Origin of the sequence: Halopseudomonas pachastrellae (assembly GCF_900114765.1) — a bacterium.
GTDB lineage: Bacteria > Pseudomonadota > Gammaproteobacteria > Pseudomonadales > Pseudomonadaceae > Halopseudomonas > Halopseudomonas pachastrellae.
This window is the reverse complement of sequence record NZ_FOUD01000017.1, coordinates 15,391-34,883: the sequence shown is the minus strand read 5'-3', so window position 1 is coordinate 34,883 and position 19,493 is coordinate 15,391. Positions and strand designations below refer to the sequence as shown.

Here is a 19,493-nt window from a genome sequence, read left to right as displayed (position 1 = left end):
ACTCCTGTCAGAACGGCCACATGGGGCTGAGGAAGAACTGACTCAGCCAGCCGGGCTGGTTGGCATCGGCAAAAGCGCCCTTGCCTGAATAGGTAATGCGCGCATCGGCCACACGGGTCGACAGCACAGTGTTGTCCGGCCCGATGTCGTCAGTGCGCACCAGACCACTGATGCGGATCAGCTCGTCACCCTGGTTGAGGGTGATCCACTTCTCGCCGCGAATCGCCAGAATGCCGTTGGGCAGCACCTCGGCCACGGTGACCGTGATGGAGCCAGACAGGCTGTTGCTCTGATTGGCGTCGGAGCTGCCTTCAAAGGCACGCTGACCCGACATGCTGACGCCCAGGTCCAGTCCCTTGAAGCCCACCGCGTTCCCCAGAATGGTGGGGTTGGCGATGGTGGTCGAGCTGTCCTTATCGATCTCGTTTTCAGCCTTCTTCTGCGCAGCGGTGCTTTCGCTCAGGGTGATGGTGATGATGTCGCCGACGCGGTGTGCCTTGCGGTCGTTGTAAAGACTCATCTCGAAGCCGGGCTGATAGATCGCGCCGTTGTTCAGCTCCTGCGGCAGCGGCGTGCGCGGCAGCACCGGCGCATAGGCTGGGTCATCGCGCACAGGCGGCGCCTGCATGCAGCCAGTCAGGGCGGCCAGCGCCAGCAACATCAACAAATTAGCCAGACGGATCATGATGGGCTCCCGTCAGAGGTTCTGACTGATGTACTGCAGCATCTGATCTGCGGTGGAAATGACCTTGGAGTTCATCTCATAGGCGCGCTGGGTAGTGATCATGTTGACCAGCTCCTCCACCACGCTGACGTTGGAGTTCTCCAGGGTGTTCTGCAACACCGTACCCAAGCCGTTCTGACCGGGGTTACCGGCCTGCGGCGCGCCGCTTGATGCGGTCTCAAGGAACAGGTTGTTGCCAATTGACTGCAGACCCGCCGGGTTGATGAAGTCGGCAGTCTGAATATTGCCGATCTGCTGCGCGGCCGGGTTGCCAAAGGTGGTGATGCTGACGGTGCCGTCTTCACCCACGGTGAAGGTCTGCACGTCGTCGGGCAGCACAATGCCGGGCTCCAGCGGGAAACCGTTGGAGGTCACGATCTGACCATCGGCATCCAGGTGGAAGCTGCCGTCGCGGGTATAACCGATTCCACCGTCGGGCATCAAAATCTGAAAGAAACCGCGCCCGTTGACCGCCATGTCGAGCGGCTGCTCGGTGGTCTGCAGCGTACCCTCGGTGAAGATCTTCTGGGTGCCGACCACGCGGACCCCGGTACCCAGCTGAAGGCCCGAGGGCAGCTGGGTATCCTGGGTGCTCTGACCACCGGGCTGGCGCTTGATCTGGTACAGCAGATCTTCAAACTCGGCACGATCGCGCTTGAAGCCGGTCGTCGAGACGTTGGCCAGGTTGTTGGAAATGGTCGTCAACATAGTGTCCTGGGCGGACAGGCCTGTCTTGCTGACCCAAAGAGCTGAAAGCATCACCTTTCTCCTCGCGCGCCGAGTAATTGACGCGCAGTAGCATTAACTCATCTGCAGAATGCGGTCGGTAACCTGCGCGTTCTCGTCGGCGGTTCGCATCATCTTGATATGCAGTTCGAACTGGCGAGCTAGCGACAGCATGGCGGTCATTTCTTCCACCGCATTAACGTTGCTGCCCTCCAGAAAACCGGTTGCCACCTGCACTGCTCCATCGGCCAGCTCCTCGCCTGCCTGGGTGTGCATCAGGCCATCCTCGCCCTTCTCCAGCGCCGCAGCAGGCGGGTTGACCAGCTTGATGCGGTCGACCTCGGCCATCACCGCCGGGCCTTCGCCCAACGCACGGATACTGATGGTGCCGTCAGAGCCGATTTCGATCTTCTCTGCCGGCGGAATCGCAATCGGACCGCCGTTACCCAGCACCGGCAGACCGCCACTGGTACGCAAGATGCCGAAAGCGTCAATATTCAGGCTACCGGCGCGGGTGTAGGCTTCGGAGCCGTCCGGCGCCTGCACCGCGATCCAGCCTTCACCCTGCACGGCCACGTCAAGTTCACGACCGGTCTCGATCATGGTGCCGGAGGACAGGTCGGTGCCGGGGCGCTCTGTCATGGCGTAGGCGCGGGTGGCGTAGCCGTCACCAAAGACCGGCATGGAACGCGCCTGCTCAAAGTCACGGCGAAAACCGGTAGTGGTCAGGTTGGCCAGGTTGTTGGCGTGCGAGCGCTGCGCCAACGCGTTCTGACTGGCCCCCGTCATGGAGATGTACAAAGATTTGTCCATGCCCTGCTCCGCTTCGTTTGCGCGACAAGGATTTGCCGCTTTTGCTTGCTTACGGAGTATCAAGCAGAGATCATGCCAACCCTTTAAAATAGTATTTTTTTGTTTATTTTCATAAGGTTATAAAAAACAAAAGCGGCAATACCGGCAAGTCCTTTTGCCGGTATTGCCGCTCTGTTGGCGTTATTGCCTGCGCGCTTAGCGCAGGTTGATGATCGCCTGGGTTACCGCATCTTCGGTCTGAATGGTCTTGGCGTTGGCCTGGTAGTTACGCTGCGCCACGATCAGATTGATCAGCTGCTCGGAGATATCCACGTTGGACTCCTCCAGCGCGCCAGACTGAATGCTGCCAAGGGTGCCCGTGGTCGGCGCGCCGATCACCGGCTCACCCGAGGCGTAAGACTGCGACCAGGCGGTATTCCCCAGCGGGGTCAGGCCCTGCTGGTTGGCAAAGGTTGCCAGTACTACCTGACCCTGAACCCGGGTCTGACCGTTGGTGTAACGCGCGACCAACAGACCTGCGTCGTCAATTTCCAGACCAGCCAGCTCACCGGTGGTGAAACCGTCCTGACTCACCGAGGTCACCGCAAAGCTGGAGGCGTACTGCGAGGAGCCGGTGAGGTTAATGGTCAGGTTGTTGACCGGAGAATCCGCACCTGTGGGCTGACCTTCGCTGTCCAGCGGCACCCAGCCGCTCAGGTTGAACGGCTGATTGGTGGTCAGCTCGCCGACGCTGTTGAAGTCCACGTCAAAACGGGTAGTCGTGGTCGGATCGAAAGCCGGGTCAGAGGCCTCGACACCACTTTGCACATCACGGCCATCGATCAGCACATACATGTCCCAGCTATTGGCGTCGTTCTTGACAAAGTACTTGGTCATGACATGGGAATTACCCAGGCTGTCGTAAATGGTGACCGAGGTAGAGCTGTTGTAGGTCGCCGAGTTGGTCGGATCAAAGGTTGTTGCTGCCGCAGCCTGACCGGCCGCCTCGGCAGTAGCAATCTCGGCCGCCGTCGGGTTGGCCGGGTCCGCCGCGGTGGCGATAGACGCCGCGTAGGCCGCGTCATATTGCTGGGTCCACACGGTCGGGCGGGTCTGGGTGGAATTCAGGTTCAGGGTGGACACCACACCGGTGGTGGCATTCGGATCGGCCGAGCGGGTATCCACTCGCAGGTCAGTCTGCACACCCTGGTTGATCTGACCGGTCACCGCGTTGACCGCAAACCCCTGCAGACGCTCACCGGCATTGTTGACGATGTTGCCGCTGCTGTCGGTCCCGAAGTAACCGGCACGGGTGTAGCTGATTGCGCCGTTATTGCTGGTCACAAAGAAACCGTTACCGTTGATAGCCAGATCAAGGCTGTTCTCGGTAAAACTGATGTTGCCCTGATTGAACAGCTGCGCCGCGTCAGCCAGTGCCACACCGCTGCCGGTGGCATTACTGCCCGAACCCAGCACCGAGGCGGCGTAGACGTCGGCGAATTCAGCGCGCGAGCTTTTGAAGCCGACGGTGCCGGCGTTGGCAATGTTGTTACCGGTGATATTCAGATCGGATGCTGCCGCCCGGATACCACTCAAGCCGATATTGAAAGCCATGGTTTTATCTCCTCACCTACAGTATGTCGGACGACACTTATTTGATTGCGTAGACGTTGGACAGGCTAATGCTGCCAAGCCCCGCTACGTTCAGCAGCATTTCACCGCTGCTGCCGGCGCCAATGGACACACTGTCCACGTTGGCAGGCAACAGGGTCGCCATCTGGGTGTTCTTGCCATCAATCGATGCCATCGCCTCTACCGTGTAGATACCGGGCTCGGCGAGGTTGCCGCTGGCGTCGGTACCATCCCAGGTAAAGTCATGCATGCCGGCTTCCTGACTGCCCAGGTTGATGGTTTTCACCAGACTGCCGGCCTGGTCATAGATGTTGACGAACACATTGGTGCTGTTCTGCTGCAGCGCCAGCTGACCTTCCAGCCCCGCTTCGGTATCCACCACAGCCTGGTCCGCCGGCACAATCACCGTGCGACCAACCATGGACGATGCCTGCAACGCCTGCGATGACTGGTAGCCACTGAGCAGCGACTCCATCGAGGTGTTCAGATTACCAATACCCTCGACCGTGCTGAACTGGGCCAGCTGGGCGATAAACTCGCCGTTTTCCTGCGGCGAGAGCGGGTCCTGGTTATTCATTTGCGCCACCAGCAGCTCCAGAAACTGGTCCTTGCCCAACTCATCCCCAGTCGCGAACCGGTCGGAGTCGATCTGATACTGGTCCAGCGCGCTGGCACCGGTTGCAACATTGCTAATGCTCATGGTCTATTTCTCTCCGCTCACTGACCCAGCGTCAGAACGCGCTGCAGCATGGTTTTGGCGGTATTCATGACTTCCACGTTGGTCTGGTAGGACCGCGACGCCGACATCATGTTGGCCATCTCCTCGACTACATTCACATTCGGGTAATACACATAGCCTTCTTCATTGGCCATCGGGTGATCCGGCTCATAGCGCGGCTCCAGCGTGGCATCCGACTCGACAATGCCGAGTACCGATACGCCGTCACCCGCCTGTTGATCCGGACTGAACAGCGAGCCGCCGGTGGCCTGCTGGCTGTTGAAAATGGTGGCAAACACCGGGTTGCGCGCACGGTAGGTCTCATCAACGCTGCTGGAAACGGTCTCGGCGTTGGCGATGTTGCTGGCCACCGTGTTCAGGCGCAGAGACTGCGCACTCATGCCGGAGCCGGCGATATCAAATACCTTGTCGAGGGACATGCTTACTCTCCCTTGATGGCTGTCATCAGCCCTTTGAACTTGCTGTTGAGGAAGGTGAAGCTGGCCTGAAAGTCGATGGCGTTCTGGGTGTAGGCGGCCTTCTCGACCTCCGAATCCACCGTATTGCCGTCAACCGCCGGCTGCAGCGCGTTGCGATAACGCAGCCCTGCAACCTGATCAATCAAGCCATCGATGGCGATGTGCTGCGCATCGGTACGCGCCATCGGCAGCGAGCCGCTTTCACCCTCGCCCTGCTGCGCTGCCAGCGCGGCGGCAAAGTCCAGGTCTCGCGCCTTGTAATTCGGGGTTTCGGCGTTGGCAATGTTGTTGGCCAGCACTTCTGCCCGCTGACCGCGAAAACGCAGCGCCTGCTCGTGTATGCCCAACGCATTGTCAAAGTTGATACTCATCGCACCCATCCTCGTTTCGGCCAACTGACCAAAAGCTGTCACTGAGCATGACAAAGCAATCAACGTGCCAAATATAAAATCATCTATTTTTCAATGAGATAGGAATAAGCGCGTCAGAAAAGCGGCAAAGGCTTACCGGCAAACGGCAATAGCACCGGCAGGCCGGCAACAGAATCGGCAAGCGGCAAAGAGGGGAAAAAAGTAAGGCAAAGCAGATACCACAAGGCGCGAATCAACGCGCCTTGTAGACGATCCCCGGGCTGCACTGCACCATCTGGTACAGCTCGGGCAGGCCGTTCAGGGCCTCGGAGGCGCCCAGCATCAAATAACCGCCGGGTTTAAGCGTGGCGTGAATACGGCGCAGGATGTCCTTCTTCACGTCTGCCGAAAAGTAGATCAGCACGTTGCGGCAAAACACAAAGTCGAACTTGCCGAGCATGGAGTAGCTGTCCAGCAGATTCATGGCACGAAACTCAACCCGGTTACGAATCGGCGTTTTGACGGTCCAGCGGCCAGGGCCGTTCTGGTCAAAATAACGATTCAACCGCTCAGGCGAGAGGCCTCGCGCCACCGACAGGCTGTCGTACTCAGCGCTCTTGGCAGCATTGAGTATGCCGCCAGACAGGTCGGTCGCAACAATCTGCGCGCCGCCGCGCAGCTGACCCAGGTTAGAGCGCTCAAACTCGTCAATCGCCATACTCAGGGAGTAAGGCTCCTGCCCCGAGGAGCAGGCCGCCGACCAGATGCGCAGGCGCTGCCCCGGCGATTGCTTGATGAACTCGGGAATGAGCCGCGTCTTGAGCACTTCAAAAGGGTACACATCACGAAACCACAGGGTTTCGTTGGTGGTCATCGCATCGATAACCGACTCACGCAACCCGCCACGCGGCTGCGCCTGAATACGCTTGACCAATTCGCCGAGGCTGGCAATGCCTTCCTGTTCCAGCAGGCGGTTCAAGCGGCTGGAGACCAGATACTGCTTGTTGTCGCCCAGCACAATGCCGCAGGCCTTTTCCAGAAAGTCCCGAAACAGCTGAAAGTCCTGATTCGCCAAAGTCACGAAGTCTGCCTTGTAGTTGTTGAATTCAAGCTATCACGCTTCACCAGCACCGCCTTCACGTAACAGGTGCAGGCGAGAGATGACACGCTGGGCCAGGTCATCCGGTTTGAATTTGGCAAGAAAATCGTCTGCCCCTACCTTTTTTACCATCGCCTGGTTGAACACACCGGACAACGAGGTGTGCAACATGATGTGCAGGCGGTTAAGTCGTGGATCGTTACGCACCTCGGCGGTCAGCGTATAACCGTCCATTTCTGGCATTTCGATGTCGGAGATCATCATCAGCAAGCTCTGACTGACGTCCTCACCCTCGTCGGCCCGCGCCTTAAGCCAGTCCAGCGCCTGTCGGCCATCGTTAAGCGCCACAATTTCGACACCCACCTCCTGCAGACAACGCGTGACCTGCTTACGCGCAATAGAGGAGTCGTCGACAATCAGCACTCGGCGGGCCACAGCCTCAGCCTGGGTATCGGCATCGACCACGCCGGCAGAGATATTCTCGTTGGTCGGCACGACCTCAGCCAGCACCTTCTCCACGTCAATGATCTCGACCATCTGGTTGTCGACCCGGGTGACGGCGGTCAGGTAGTGCTCACGACCGGTGCCCTTTGGCGGCGGATGGATTTCAGACCAGTTCATGTTGACGATGCGCTCGACCGAGCGCACCAGAAAGCCCTGCACCTTGTAGTTGTACTCGGTGATGATCACAAAGGCGGTATCCAGATTGTCCAGCCCCGGACCACCGGTCGCGCGATTGAGGTCTAGGATTGGCAGGGTGCCGCCGCGGATGTGCGCGACACCCCGCACCACCGGGTGCAACTTGGGCATGGCCGTCAGGCGCGGACACTGCAGCACTTCCTTGACCTTGAAAACGTTGATGCCATAGAGCTGATTGCCAGCCAGGCGAAACAGCAGCAGTTCGAGTCGGTTCTGCCCAACCAGCTGCGTACGCTGATTGACTGAATCCATCACACCAGCCATGGGCTGCTCCTCATCGTCAACACGGTGATGCGGCATGTTTCCTGCAAGACCTGCCTGCAAGCGACAGCAATCCGACACGCACCACACATCAGAAATGTAGGTAATTGTATGCGTTTTATCACCGGGTGCGCGGCGTTGGCGATTTTTTTTTCCGCCAGTCTCCACGCAAACCCGCTCATCGAACAGCTTATCGGCGCCACCCGCGACTTTCTTGAACAGCAAGTGCAAGAACATGTCGCCAGTAGCGGCCTGCAAGCGCGCCATGAGATACAGCTTAGTCGCTTGGATCAACGTTTGCGTCTGCCGCTATGTAATGACGATGCGCTGAGCGCAAGCCTTGAAAGCCCGGCCACACCGGTGGGCCGCGTAACCGTGCGCGTAAGCTGCAGTGCACCCTCCCCCTGGCGGCTGTTTGTACCGGCGCAGGTCAGCCTGTTTCAACCGGTGGTCGTCAGTACCCGCCCGCTGTCGCGTGGCTCGGTGGTGGGCGCAGAGGATGTGCACCTGGCCGAACGAGACACCGGGTTACTGGGGAGCAATTACCTGCTTGATCCGGCCCAGGCCATCGGCATGCAACTCAAGCGCAACGTCTCGGCGGACACCGTGTTGAGCTACACCCAGCTTGAGAACAACCGCATTGTGCGCCGTGGCGACAAGGTGGTGATCAGCTCCGGCAACAGCAGCGTGTCGGTAAAAATGCCGGGGGAAGCGTTGGAGGACGGTACCCAAGGGGAGCAGATTCGCGTGCGCAACACCCGCTCAAACCGCGTGATACGCGCGCGGGTGACCGGCCCCGGACAGGTTGAGGCTGGCATGTGATGCGCCAATAAAACGGGTATACTCGGGCCCTGCAGGGCTGTGATCGTCGTCACACAAATTTTCCCTAAAGTTTTCCATCGCGTTGCCGTTACAGCGGTTAGAGAAGATTTAACAGCTTGAGGAATTTATCATGGTCATCGACTTCAACTCGCCCAACGGAGCCAATGGCGTCGGCCGTAACAGCCAAGCCAGCAGTGCCGCCGCCAAGCGCGAAGCCGGCGCCGTAACCGATCGCACCCCCGATACTGCAGCGCAGCAGGCAGAAAAGAGCGACGCTCCTTCTTCGGTCAACCTGAGCGCCCAGGCGCAGCAACTGCAGGCCATCGAAGAAAAGCTGCGCGACCTGCCCGAGGTCGACAGCGAGCGCGTCAGTCAACTGCGTCAGGCCATCGCCGATGGCAGCTACAAACCGGACAGCAGCCGCATTGCCGACAAGCTGCTGAACCTGGAAGGCTGACAGGCAGTAGTCACCGAGCCCTCCGTGCCTGTACTCTTGGCTGCAGCATCCAATTAACGCGCAGCCAGGAGGCAGGTCATGCACCCCTTGCACCCGCACTTTCAGCAAGCCGAACAAGACTGCCAGTCCTACCTGGCCCTGCTTGACCAGGAACGCGACGCGCTGACCGGTCAGGATATCGGCAACCTTGAGCAAATTCTTGACGCCAAACGCCCCTACGCCGAACAACTGATCCGCCACGACCAGCAGATCAAGAGCTACTGCCAGCAGAACCAGCTGCAATTGGGCGAACTGGCCGATCACATCAAAGCCCAGCAAGACCCGGCTCTGTCTGCGGCCTATCAGGCTTTCATCACAGCGCTGAGCGCATGCCAGCAAGCCAATGATCGCAACGCCCGACTGGTGCGCCACAGCCAGCACGCAACCCGCTCACTGCTGGATCTGTTGCGTAATCAGGGCGAACCCAGCGCCGGCGTCTATGACCAATTGGGCAACGCCAGCCGCAGCGGTCAGACCCGCGACCTCACCAAAGCCTGATCGCATATGCCAAAGCGCCAGCACGCTGTGTATAGTTGTCAATTTATTGCTGAAACCGAGTAGCAGACGTGTCCAACCTATTCTCACAAGAAGCTGACCCACAGCCGCCCCGCGAAATCCGCGCCCAAGTCGAAATCATGGCGTTGCTCAAAACGCTGATGCAAAGTCGCGACCCGCTGACCATTACCTTTGCCGACCGCAACCAGAAATTCCAGAGCTTTATCGTCAAGCTTGATACCGATCAGGCCGAGCTGTGGATCGATGAAATGATCCCGCGAGAAGGCGACAAGTACGCCAGCCAGGGCGAGCCCTTCCGTATCGACGCCTGGCATGAAGGCATTCACATGCGCTGGCACTGCCCCGGCGCCACCCAGGTTCAACTGGAAGATGCCCCGGCCTACGCCACCGGCGTACCTGAAGAGATGCACTACCACCAGAAGCGAGGCGCCTTTCGGGCAAGCGTCCGACGCACTGCCGATATCGCCATCGAACTGGCGCACCCGGAGCGCCAGCGACGCTTCACCGCCTATCTGATGGACCTGTCAGCCACCGGTTGCAAGGTGCGTCTGGAGGGAGACCTGAGCCGTTCCATGACGGCGGGCGAGCTGTACACACCCGCCATCCTCTACCTGCCGGATGCAGGTCGGGTGGAAGTGGCAGCTGAAGTGCGCCACGTGCATTTTCGAGAAGACGCCAACGAGACCCACGTCGGCCTGATGTTCAAACAGCCCAGCGCGCTGGCGCAGCGCAGCATCGATCGCTTCGTCAACTATCTGCAACGCGAGGCCCGCCGACTGGAGAGGGAAGACCTGTTCTAGGCCCTCCTCCATAACCACGCCAGACCGGCAGAAGACGATCACCCTGGCAGGTGATCGTCTTCTGCTACCTCTTCAGCGGCGGCAGGCGCCGCGGCATCCTCATCGGTCATCTGATCGGCTACTGCCTGCTCATCAACGCGCGGGTCAAAGGCTGCCGCCAGCGGTGAGCTGGCCAGGTTACCGGCCGCCGGCATGAACTGCAGGGGCGCAGCTTCGACCAAGTTCTCGCCAGTAACCGCATCGGCCCGCACGCGGAACACCAGAATGGCACTGCAGGCCGCCATGAAGATGTAGAGCATGCTCGGCCCCCACAGCTTCATCATGGCCGAACTGAGCAGCGGCCCGATACTGGCACCCAGACCAAAGGTCACCAGCAACATCGCCGACAGCGGTACCCGGTCATCGGGCTCCACATGGTCATTGGCCAGCGCCACTGCCATCGGATACAGGGTAAAGACCATCAACCCGAACAACGCCGTCAAGAAGATCAGCGCACCGCCCGGTATGAAACCGATTGCCATCAGTACCGAGACAGCCGTCAACACCATCGCATTGAGCTGGATAAGCTGGCTGCGATCCACCCGATCAGACAGCCAACCGGCCGGCCACTGGGCCGCCAAGCCCGCACAAATGGTGACCGCCATGTACATACCGATCTCGGAGTTGTTAAGCCCAACCGCACCGGCAAACACCGGCGCCATACCGTAAAAGGCACCTAGCATTAGCCCCGCCACCGCAATGGTCGTCAGCGCCTGGGGAATACGCTGCACAAAGAGTTTTACCTTGAGCGGCGCCGGATGCAGCGGTGCCGGGTGAATCTGGCGGGTGGTTGCCACCGGCACCAGACACAGGGAGAAGCACATCGCCACATACAGCAGGTGATCAATCGCCAACTCCGGTTTGAGTGCGAACACCACTTGGCCAAGCACCAGCCCCAGGAAGGTAACCACCATATAGCTGGCAAACACCATGCCCCGCTGGTGCGACTCGGCCTGCTCGTTCAGCCAGCTCTCCAGCACCATGTACTGACACATCATCGCCATGCCCACCAGCACCCGCAGCGCCAGCCAGACCTGCACCGACTCCGTCAGCGCATGCCCCAGCACCGAGGCCGTGACAACGCCGGCACTGGCCACAAAGGCGCGAATATGCCCCACCCGGGCGATCAGCCGGTGCCCGATCGACGCCCCCGCCACCAGGCCTGCGTAATAGCCGGTCATCAACAGACCGATCCACAACTCGCTAACCCCTTCGGCCGCCAGCCGCAGCCCCAGGTAGGTACTCAACAGACCACTGCCCAGCAGCATCAGCAGCGTAGCGAAATACAATGAGGAAAAGGCCGTAAGCGCGCGAGACATCCAAACTCCGTAGCGATTGCAGTGCGTGAAAGCGATTAAACACCGACCTGCCAACCCGGCACTCCGACCGGGCACGATGCAGGCGAGATCAGCGCCTAACAAGAGTAGCCGAATCTACATGAAACAGCGCCTGCAGACACGGATTCGGCGGCAATGCATTTGTGGACAGGCAATAGCAGCCGGTGTTCCGCAGTAAAAGCGCCCTGAGCGCAGCACCAAACAGACTCTCAAGACACAAAATTTGATATTACGTTTCAGCAGGCGCAATATAAAGGAGCATTGAACCAACACCAGCAACTCAACGGGCATCGCCATGACCACAGCACCCGCCGCCGCAAAGAAAGACATGGCCCTGGTCGGTCTGCGCACCGCGCTGAACATCCTGGCCAAATGGAAAACCAGCACCGAGCAGGCTGGCAATATTCTGCGAGTATCGCGCAGCACCATCAGCCGCGCGCGGACAGACAAGGCCGTGTCGCTGGATGAAGACCAGCTCAAACGCGTGTCACTGGTACTCAACATCCACAGCGCCCTGCGCATGCTGTTTGATAACCCAGCCAACGTCTACGGCTTCATGCAAATGGAGAATCACAACGAGTTCTTCAACGGCAGAAGCCCAATGGACGTCGTGCAAGGCGGCGACATGATTGCCCTGTACGAAACCTTTCGCCGCATCGACAGCCTCCGCGGGGCCCAATGGTAAGCGCGGCAAGCTCGGCGCCAAGTATCACGGGCTACCGCCTGATCAACAGCAAATACCCGTCAACCTCGCTGTTTGATGATGTCGCCGACGCCGACGACTTCCACGCATTGTTCCTGCTTCAGGAGCTGACCAACCCCCGCCTGCAAAACGAACTGGGCAACCTGCAGCTGATCAACACCGCCGACATCCCCTTTGGCATCAACGGCTGCAACATGGCCACCGCCCCATTCACCCACGTCAACCCGGCAGGCTCGCGCTTCAGCAACGGCAGCTACGGTGTGCTCTATGTCGCAGACACCATCGAAACCGCCGTACTTGAGGTAAGGCATCACCAGCAACTGTACTGGAGCAAGGTACCGGCACTGGCATACGAACGCATGCTGTTTCGCGGCCTGCGCTGCACCTTCGCAGACCACGGCCTGCTTGATCTGACCGACCGCCCCATGAGCGACCCCGTTTACGCACCAGCCGACTACAGCGCCAGCCAGGCCTTCGGCGCCAGCCTACGCAAGGATGGCGCCAACGGCGTGAAGTACTGGTCGGTACGCAACCAGACCCAGCACGCCCTCTGCTGGGGCCTGTTCACCCCAAAAATCGTACACAGCTGCGTCCAGACCGCCGCCTACGAAATGATCTGGTCTGACGGCATTACCAGTGTGGGGAAATTGTCGGTGTTTTGAGTGTAGGCAGGAAACTGAGCCTATAGTGCCGCCAAAGCTGCCACCATGCACCAAAAACACAAAAGGCTTGCCGATTAAAAACCGGGCAAGCCTTTGTTTTTACTGGCGCGCGAGCCCGGATTCGAACCGGGGACCTACCGCTTAGGAGGCGGTTTCAGGTGTATTTCAACACACACCACAAACATCTTTTTTCCTTAAAAATCAAAAACCTAAAAATCCACAAAGCGTCATAAAACACCGTGTTCATTCAGGGTATCGCTCAGATTTCGGGTATTAAAACGTGTATCATTTTGAGGATATCTTCAGCCTCCTGAGAACCTAAATGGCCAAGGCACTGAATAACCAAGATCTGATCCGCAAGCTCAAACCAAACCCTTTAAAACCCTTCTATCGACGAGCCGTACACAGCCATGTCGGGTCAGGACTATACGTCAAAGTCACAGCTGCAGCTGGGCGCAAATACGTTGCCCGTTACATCATCAAAGGTAAGCCTGTCGACGTGACGATCGGTAACGCAATGTCCATGACGTTGCAGGAGGCCAAGGACAAACACCTGGAAGGTTACAATCTCGCAGCCGATGGGCTGGACCCACGCCTCTCCTGGCAAGCTCGGATCAAGTCAAACGAGCAGGCAACAACGATGCAGTCACTTTTTGACGAATGGCTGCAATTTTATGGCGCAACTCCCAGCCAACGATCAAAACGAATTCCGGCCCCCAAAACGGTCAGGGAGCATCAGGCTCGCTGGAACCGATACTGCAAAGCCGAGCTCGGACCGTTGCTGGTGCGCGACGTCAACCGACAGATACTCGTGCCATTTCTTAGAAAGCTAGCAACAACGGTCCCGGTTGAAGCTAGGCACCAACTAAATGTCCTGCGCGCAATGCTCAGCTATGCGGAAGACTGTCAGCTCATTGATGACAACGCTCTGCGCGGGGTTACATCAGGCAAAATTGGTGGCTCTGCTGGCGCCATAGGCAAGCGTTTTCTCACGGTTCCAGAAATAGTCCGCGTTTGGCAAACCCTGGAAACTCAGGAAGAAGCCGGCCTGCTCGGAAAGCATCTCAGCACAGCCATAAAGATTTTGATATTGACCGGCGCAAGACGCGATGAGGTTGCCGGCATGCGCTGGCAGGAACTCGACCTGCAATCAGGCACATGGGAAATTAATTCAGAAAGGACAAAAAACCGCCGTCCCCATACTGTTTACCTCGCACCCGAAACCATCCAGCTGCTACAAAACTTGGAAATGTTCGAGGGCAACGACTTCGTATTCAGCGGACAAGGCCGGGGAACTGCTATCCATCCCGATAGCATCAACACTGCCATCGCCCGACTTTTGGGATCAAGTACAAGCCGCACAACTCACCCTGCTCCGCTACAAGACTTCGAACCTTTCTCACCACACGACCTTAGAAGGTCAGCATCTACAGGGTGGAGCCAACGTTGCGGGGCAACACGTGATGTTATCGAGAGTATGCTCAACCACTCGAAACCACGATTAGAGGAAACCTACAACAAAAACCGGCATCAGGAGGAGCAGAAACTTATCTGGCATGAGTGGGCCTATGTAGTTACTACAGCACTGCTTGGATCCAATAGTGAATCCCCTGAATCAATCGCGCCCCGCGCTGCAGAATTAGCGGGTCAAAAAATGACGCCTTATTCGGCTGCACATTCCATCGTAATGGCCACGTTGGTTAACGCGTTATCCGCTTGGCTAAAAGAGCAAAACATAAGTAAAGCGGAAGCAGCTCGAGTGCTAGGCATTAGTGCCCAGCGCTTAGGGCAGATAGAGAAAGGTCTATCGAAAAGTTTCACGTTCGAATCTCTTTCAAACATGCTCGCCAGGGTAGGAAAGGAAGTAATAGTCAGCATTAGAGACATATAATTATATTGTAGATTTTCAGATCAGTCCTGAGATACATAACAATCTAGGCGCCCTACGAATCATCGGCCTAAGAAATGACTTTACTTCGTTAAAAGGGCACTACGCTCACTACATCCACACCGGCATATTTGCTCCACCAGTTATAGAAAGTGCTGCCGGGCATGCTGAGATCACGCCAGCCACTTGTTACTTTATAGCGCTAATAATCTAATTTTCAGTGTATAGCACCTTCTTCGTGTCGAAATCTCCATCGCGCAAGATTAATGACAGACAGGGCGCCCGCCGGGAAGTATCCGTGCTCAGGCTTTCCGCCTAAGCTTATACAGCCTGATGGTCTCGCACCTTCCCAGCCCCCGCATCTGCCAAGGCTCAAGCGGCAGGTGGCAGATATGACGTTCATCTTCGGCAACCGCATCGAAAGCCCTGTCAATTTGACAGCAGCCAATACCTATTTGTCCCTAATTAGGGACAAATACCCCCACACGCCATACAGGCAGCGCTCCCTATCCTAGGGGTGATTTGTCCATATATATGGACAAATGGGGTTATTCCCGTCTACTCGATGGAGCTCGGGTCACATAACGAGTCGGCCACCAACCGACTGATTCGCCAGCGGCCTTTTGTATCGAGTCATACCCCATTTGTCCCTAATTAGGGACAAATACCCCTGCAGCAAACAGCAATCGATGCCGCCTGGCTCAGAGGTGATTTTCCATATTTAGGGACAAATAGGGGGGGTATTTGTCCCTAGGTGATAAACTGCCAATTTCGCGGAGACTTTACATAGGGACAAATACCCCCCTATTTTTCCATAGATAGAGAATGGCAAAATGGGTCCATACCTGAAGGCTTACGCGAATAGCCCCGCTGCAAAATACCTACTGAAAAATGGTGGCATCGCGCCCGCCCCAAACTCGCGCCAGATTCAATTTTTCCTGAGAAAACGCTCAAGGGTGCCAGAGGGCAGAAAAAATCACTCCACGGGCCTAATTTCGCTATTTTAGATAGCACCGTACCCCTGGCTCGCAGACAAATATTCCATGTTTTTCTTCGAGAGGCTGAAAACTAGCTGCCAGCCACTTACTTGGAAAAATTCACAGACCATGCAAATCGGTCGAATTTACGTGCTGATGTAACCACCGACAAAAAACCGAACCCTATGATTGGCTGAGAGCAGGCTCCCAAGCAGCCCCGCAGAAAAGGGGGCGGCAGGGCATGCGGCGCTCGCACGTCGCTCGCTGGGCGTGCTGGGTGTTGTACTCGCCTTGGGCGCCGCGGTTACGACGGATCTCGCGACAGATCGTCGAGGGGCTGCGGTTAAGCATTCGGGCAATGGCCCGCTGGCTCATGCCGCGCAGCAGACCGACCTGGATGTTGGAGCGTTCTTCGAGACTGAGTTCGTGGTAGGACATGGCGACACTGTACCGGAAAGGTCAGGTGTTGCACTCAGTTTTGCGGCCGCCAACTGATAAGCGCTTTTTAATAAAGCGCTATAAATGGGAAAACTTTTTCTTTTTTCAACCACAGGCAACCAGCGCAGTAAAACTCTAGAGAAACAAGCGCCCGCCACCCCAGAACTCACTGACGATTAACAACCCTAACGCGTGCCATCAAGCAGCACCTCGATAAAGAAAGATAAAAAACCAACACCCCTTCAAACTAGCATATGAATTGCATCTACATGCGAAACAGAATGCACCGCAAGAAACCTATACTTTCCAAACCACCCGAACGCAAAATTTAAACCCAACATCACTTGCTCCGCCACCGCATCACAAAGCAACTCACATCTCGCTCAACCCGCCATATTTCCCTGCCGTTAAAATCGCCCGCCGAGCCATAGCCAAATTAATATGAAACGCATTTTCTCTCAGGAGAGCAAGAGCCAAAAAAGGCAAGACCAACAAAACGAATTTAAAAAAACCCTCTCAACCCTGAGCCCAAAATATTAAAAACTCGCGCACTAGCGACGCCTTCTAAAAAGGAGAAACCCAAGGTATTCGAGAGCAAACTTTCCCAAATCGTCACTCCCTACCCGAGACATCACACTTTAACTAATATTACGCAACCGCCATCAGCTGGGGCCAAGCAAGTCTCCGGCACTAGTTACAGCATCTCGTCACACATCAGGAATGTAAGCGTATGCTCCACGTGTTTTAATCAGCCTTTTCTGGCCTTCAACACACTTCGCCTCACGTTTATCATTTGGGGCATAAGCTCTGATGGACTTGCCCCCCCCCTAAGTGCAAGCTAGGAAGGCAAGATTCTTTGTGAATCAGCGTGCGTGAAAAACTCTCAGTGTACTTTTCAGTTTACGAACCCAATCGGCCTCTTCACGCCGTCTCGCTTCAATCCGACCTCTTCCACCAGCGCGTCGGCAAAGCCAAGGCCATCGCTGAATGGCTTAAAACGGGCGCGCCGGGCCACGGCAGCAAAGTCGCCCGGGGCCAGATTGTTCAACCCGACAACCTTATTCAGTCCTAACTGATGCGGGTCCTTCAGTTTCAATTCAAGGATATGCGACTGGAACAACTCAACGATCTGCTCAGCACGCAACGCCTTGAAGTTAACCTTGAGATCGAAACGCCGCAGTGCTGCCTCGTCCAGGTCATTCATCAGGTTGGTCGAAGCGATGAACAGGCCGTCGAAGGCTTCCATCTGCGTAAGCATTTCATTGACGCCGGTAACTTCCCAGGTGTGCTTAGCCTTGCTGCGATCCTGCAGAAAGCTGTCGACCTCGTCGAGCACCAGCACTGCACCGGTCTCTTGAGCCTGGCTGAAGGCCGCGGCTAAATTCTGCTCCGTTTGACCAACCAAAGGACCGATCAGGTCTGAGCAGCGCTTGACCAGCACCGGCTTGGAGAGGCTGTCAGCCAGCCAATGGGCGAAAGCTGTTTTGCCGGTGCCAGGCCGGCCGTAGAAACACAGGCGCGCCTGCGGGCAGCGCCTAAGCCCGGCAAGCAGGTCATCAAGGGCAATATCGGTATTAACCAGGGCAGGTGAATATAGCCCCGGTAGACGGGAGGATTTATCGCCGCTCCGCTCCAGGGGAGCATGGCCTTGAGCCTTGAGCGTGGCATCCAGAATGCGCTCAAGCACTTGGTTTTGCCGTCGCCCCGCACGCGGCTGACTCATGCGCGCCACTTCATAGGCCCGCTTGAACACTGCTGGTGACAGCGCATCGTGACTAGTCAGCTTGCCCAGCATGTCCTGCCCCAATCGCCCGGCGCCTAAATTGAGCAGAATCTGTTCGCGAGACTGCCGAGCCGGGTTGGTCGCCTCGATGATCAGGTCGAAACGACGGATATAGGCCGAGTCCAACTCACGGATGTCGTTGCTCAGCCAGAAACAGGGTTGATTGTTCTCCTCCAGAACGCGGTTGACCCAGCTCTTGTACAGTCGCCGGGAGCTGTTGCCGTGCTCATGAAAGATATCCTCAATCTCATCAAGCAGCACCAGCGCCTGACTACCGCGTAGCACGTGCATTGCCGAGCGTAGAGCGCATAGACGCTGATGCCCAGGAATTGGATCGCCATCGCGATCACTGACCGCGATCTCGTAGAGTTCGCTTCCCAGCTCGCTGGCAAGCAGGCGGCATAGCTCGGTCTTTCCTGTACCCGGTGGACCGTAGATCAACACGTTTACGCCAACCCTGCTCTGCGCCTGACTCTTGCGTAAAAAACGGAGCGCAATGTCAATTTCCTGCTCAAGATGGGGGTAACTGGCGGCGCTCAGTAGGCCAGGCTCGCTGATCCGAAACGAATGCCGAAACAAGTCTTCGGTAGCGCCGCGGTGATGACAGAGTTGATCAAGCAGGTCGGGGCTACTGAAGGACAGGCGGTCACAGAGGTGGAAGTCGCCGACCGCGTAGTCGACCTCCAATAAGCCGCTGGCAAACAGCGGCGCCCCCTTGCCCATAGCTATTTGAATATCTCCAGGCGGCAGTTGCAGCAGCAGCGCAAGGGTGTGCACCAAGCGGCGATTATCAAAGCCGCCAAAAAGGGTAATACAGCGGTGCAGCAAGGAATCGCTGTGCATCAGTGCGCACAACCCAAGCACCTGACAAGCAGCACTGTTAAGCCCTAGCATCCGCGCCAGCGCCTGGAGGTTTATGCCGAGGGGCTCGGGATAAGCAAGCTTGTGCCCAGCTTCGGCAAAACAGCGAGCATTGCGGCGCAACTGCTGTTGCAAGTGCTGGCGGTCATAGGTGTCTACTTCGACAAATTCTCCCAGTCCAAGGCTGCGAGCTACCTCAACGTCAGCAATGCCACGATGCTGCAGCAACTGGCGGTGCCCCTGCATATAGATCATCAGACGAAATGCAAAATGCATCGACAGCGTCGAGACATCGGGTTGAGGTGTCATGGGCAGTTCGAGGTCAAGCGGAAGAAACTGGGAAAAAGCTTTCATAGCATTTACCGCATTAGCTCCTGGTAGCGACAAAAGCCATCATGACACCAGAGCGCGACAACTGATGTCGCATAGCGTTGGTCGCTTATAGCGCCACTGCTGAGCAGAGGCTCCGATGCCTAAACATAGGCATACAACACCTTGAGCGGCCTGCAGCAGCAAACCATCAGCGAATGGACGCACAAAGCGCTGGAGTATCCTAGTATCAGTAACGATAGGCGCCTGACATGCAAGAGCCGTAATACGCAACGGAAACCAGCTCACCGAAGGTCGATATAATCCGTGACCGATTCCAACCGCCCTGTTCGTCCTCCGACAGCACTAGAGCTCTGGCGCC

18 protein-coding genes and 1 pseudogene are annotated in these 19,493 nt (G+C 57.1%); 7 read left to right on the top strand and 12 right to left on the bottom strand.

What is annotated here, in order from left to right:
- Positions 1 to 7: 7 nt before the first annotated feature.
- The 9 genes from flgH to BM116_RS13595 all read right to left on the bottom strand — a co-directional run bounded on the left by flgH (position 8) and on the right by BM116_RS13595 (position 7,483).
- The gene (flgH, locus tag BM116_RS13635; RefSeq protein WP_083726597.1) at positions 8 to 685 is read right to left on the bottom strand and encodes a flagellar basal body L-ring protein FlgH; all 678 of its coding nucleotides are present in this window, start codon (positions 683 to 685) and stop codon (positions 8 to 10) included.
- A 12-nt stretch (positions 686 to 697) separates the two neighbouring features.
- Positions 698 to 1,483 (bottom strand): flagellar basal-body rod protein FlgG, encoded by a 786-nt coding sequence (gene flgG / locus BM116_RS13630; protein WP_083726595.1) that lies wholly within the window; start codon positions 1,481 to 1,483, stop codon positions 698 to 700.
- A gap of 42 nt (positions 1,484 to 1,525) precedes the next feature.
- The gene (flgF, locus tag BM116_RS13625; RefSeq protein WP_083726593.1) at positions 1,526 to 2,263 is read right to left on the bottom strand and encodes a flagellar basal-body rod protein FlgF; all 738 of its coding nucleotides are present in this window, start codon (positions 2,261 to 2,263) and stop codon (positions 1,526 to 1,528) included.
- 195 nt (positions 2,264 to 2,458) lie between these two features.
- Positions 2,459 to 3,856 (bottom strand): flagellar hook protein FlgE, encoded by a 1,398-nt coding sequence (locus BM116_RS13620; RefSeq protein WP_083726591.1) that lies wholly within the window; start codon positions 3,854 to 3,856, stop codon positions 2,459 to 2,461.
- A 37-nt stretch (positions 3,857 to 3,893) separates the two neighbouring features.
- Positions 3,894 to 4,574 (bottom strand): flagellar hook assembly protein FlgD, encoded by a 681-nt coding sequence (gene flgD / locus BM116_RS13615; protein WP_083726589.1) that lies wholly within the window; start codon positions 4,572 to 4,574, stop codon positions 3,894 to 3,896.
- 17 nt (positions 4,575 to 4,591) lie between these two features.
- The gene (flgC, locus tag BM116_RS13610; protein WP_083726587.1) at positions 4,592 to 5,032 is read right to left on the bottom strand and encodes a flagellar basal body rod protein FlgC; all 441 of its coding nucleotides are present in this window, start codon (positions 5,030 to 5,032) and stop codon (positions 4,592 to 4,594) included.
- Between the two features lie 2 nt (positions 5,033 to 5,034).
- Positions 5,035 to 5,442 (bottom strand): flagellar basal body rod protein FlgB, encoded by a 408-nt coding sequence (flgB, locus tag BM116_RS13605; protein ID WP_083726585.1) that lies wholly within the window; start codon positions 5,440 to 5,442, stop codon positions 5,035 to 5,037.
- Between the two features lie 232 nt (positions 5,443 to 5,674).
- Positions 5,675 to 6,502: a CheR family methyltransferase gene (locus BM116_RS13600; RefSeq protein ID WP_083726583.1), complete on the bottom strand. Its 828-nt coding sequence runs from the start codon at positions 6,500 to 6,502 to the stop codon at positions 5,675 to 5,677.
- Between the two features lie 33 nt (positions 6,503 to 6,535).
- Positions 6,536 to 7,483 (bottom strand): chemotaxis protein CheV, encoded by a 948-nt coding sequence (locus BM116_RS13595; RefSeq protein ID WP_083726736.1) that lies wholly within the window; start codon positions 7,481 to 7,483, stop codon positions 6,536 to 6,538.
- A gap of 108 nt (positions 7,484 to 7,591) precedes the next feature.
- On the opposite strand from BM116_RS13595, the gene flgA reads away from it, so the two are divergent.
- From flgA to BM116_RS13575, 4 genes are all read left to right on the top strand, one after another.
- Positions 7,592 to 8,302 (top strand): flagellar basal body P-ring formation chaperone FlgA, encoded by a 711-nt coding sequence (gene flgA, locus BM116_RS13590; RefSeq protein WP_083726581.1) that lies wholly within the window; start codon positions 7,592 to 7,594, stop codon positions 8,300 to 8,302.
- Between the two features lie 130 nt (positions 8,303 to 8,432).
- Entirely contained in the window at positions 8,433 to 8,759 is a 327-nt protein-coding gene (flgM, locus tag BM116_RS13585; protein WP_083726579.1) for a flagellar biosynthesis anti-sigma factor FlgM, read from the top strand.
- A gap of 78 nt (positions 8,760 to 8,837) precedes the next feature.
- Positions 8,838 to 9,296 (top strand): flagella synthesis protein FlgN, encoded by a 459-nt coding sequence (locus BM116_RS13580; protein ID WP_083726577.1) that lies wholly within the window; start codon positions 8,838 to 8,840, stop codon positions 9,294 to 9,296.
- Positions 9,297 to 9,364: 68 nt separating this feature from the next.
- Positions 9,365 to 10,114 (top strand): flagellar brake protein, encoded by a 750-nt coding sequence (locus BM116_RS13575; protein ID WP_083726575.1) that lies wholly within the window; start codon positions 9,365 to 9,367, stop codon positions 10,112 to 10,114.
- Between the two features lie 38 nt (positions 10,115 to 10,152).
- Here BM116_RS13575 and BM116_RS13570 read toward each other — a convergent pair whose 3' ends face one another.
- On the bottom strand, positions 10,153 to 11,472 hold the full coding sequence (locus tag BM116_RS13570; protein ID WP_090475213.1) for an MFS transporter: 1,320 nt from the start codon (positions 11,470 to 11,472) through the stop codon (positions 10,153 to 10,155).
- A 307-nt stretch (positions 11,473 to 11,779) separates the two neighbouring features.
- On the opposite strand from BM116_RS13570, the gene BM116_RS13565 reads away from it, so the two are divergent.
- From BM116_RS13565 to BM116_RS13550, 3 genes are all read left to right on the top strand, one after another.
- On the top strand, positions 11,780 to 12,175 hold the full coding sequence (locus tag BM116_RS13565; RefSeq protein WP_407920317.1) for an antitoxin Xre-like helix-turn-helix domain-containing protein: 396 nt from the start codon (positions 11,780 to 11,782) through the stop codon (positions 12,173 to 12,175).
- Complete coding sequence (locus BM116_RS13560; RefSeq protein WP_083728774.1) at positions 12,169 to 12,855, top strand: RES family NAD+ phosphorylase; 687 nt, start codon at positions 12,169 to 12,171, stop codon at positions 12,853 to 12,855. Before BM116_RS13565 ends, BM116_RS13560 begins: the two co-directional genes overlap by 7 nt.
- A gap of 322 nt (positions 12,856 to 13,177) precedes the next feature.
- Positions 13,178 to 14,746, top strand: coding sequence for a tyrosine-type recombinase/integrase (locus BM116_RS13550; RefSeq protein ID WP_083728772.1), 1,569 nt, complete (start codon positions 13,178 to 13,180; stop codon positions 14,744 to 14,746).
- A 1,202-nt stretch (positions 14,747 to 15,948) separates the two neighbouring features.
- On the opposite strand, the pseudogene BM116_RS13545 reads toward BM116_RS13550, so the two are convergent.
- A pseudogene (locus BM116_RS13545) lies at positions 15,949 to 16,158 on the bottom strand (helix-turn-helix domain-containing protein); the annotation flags it as partial.
- An 895-nt stretch (positions 16,159 to 17,053) separates the two neighbouring features.
- Complete coding sequence (locus BM116_RS13540; protein WP_083728770.1) at positions 17,054 to 19,156, bottom strand: AAA family ATPase; 2,103 nt, start codon at positions 19,154 to 19,156, stop codon at positions 17,054 to 17,056.
- Positions 19,157 to 19,493 lie beyond the last annotated feature (337 nt).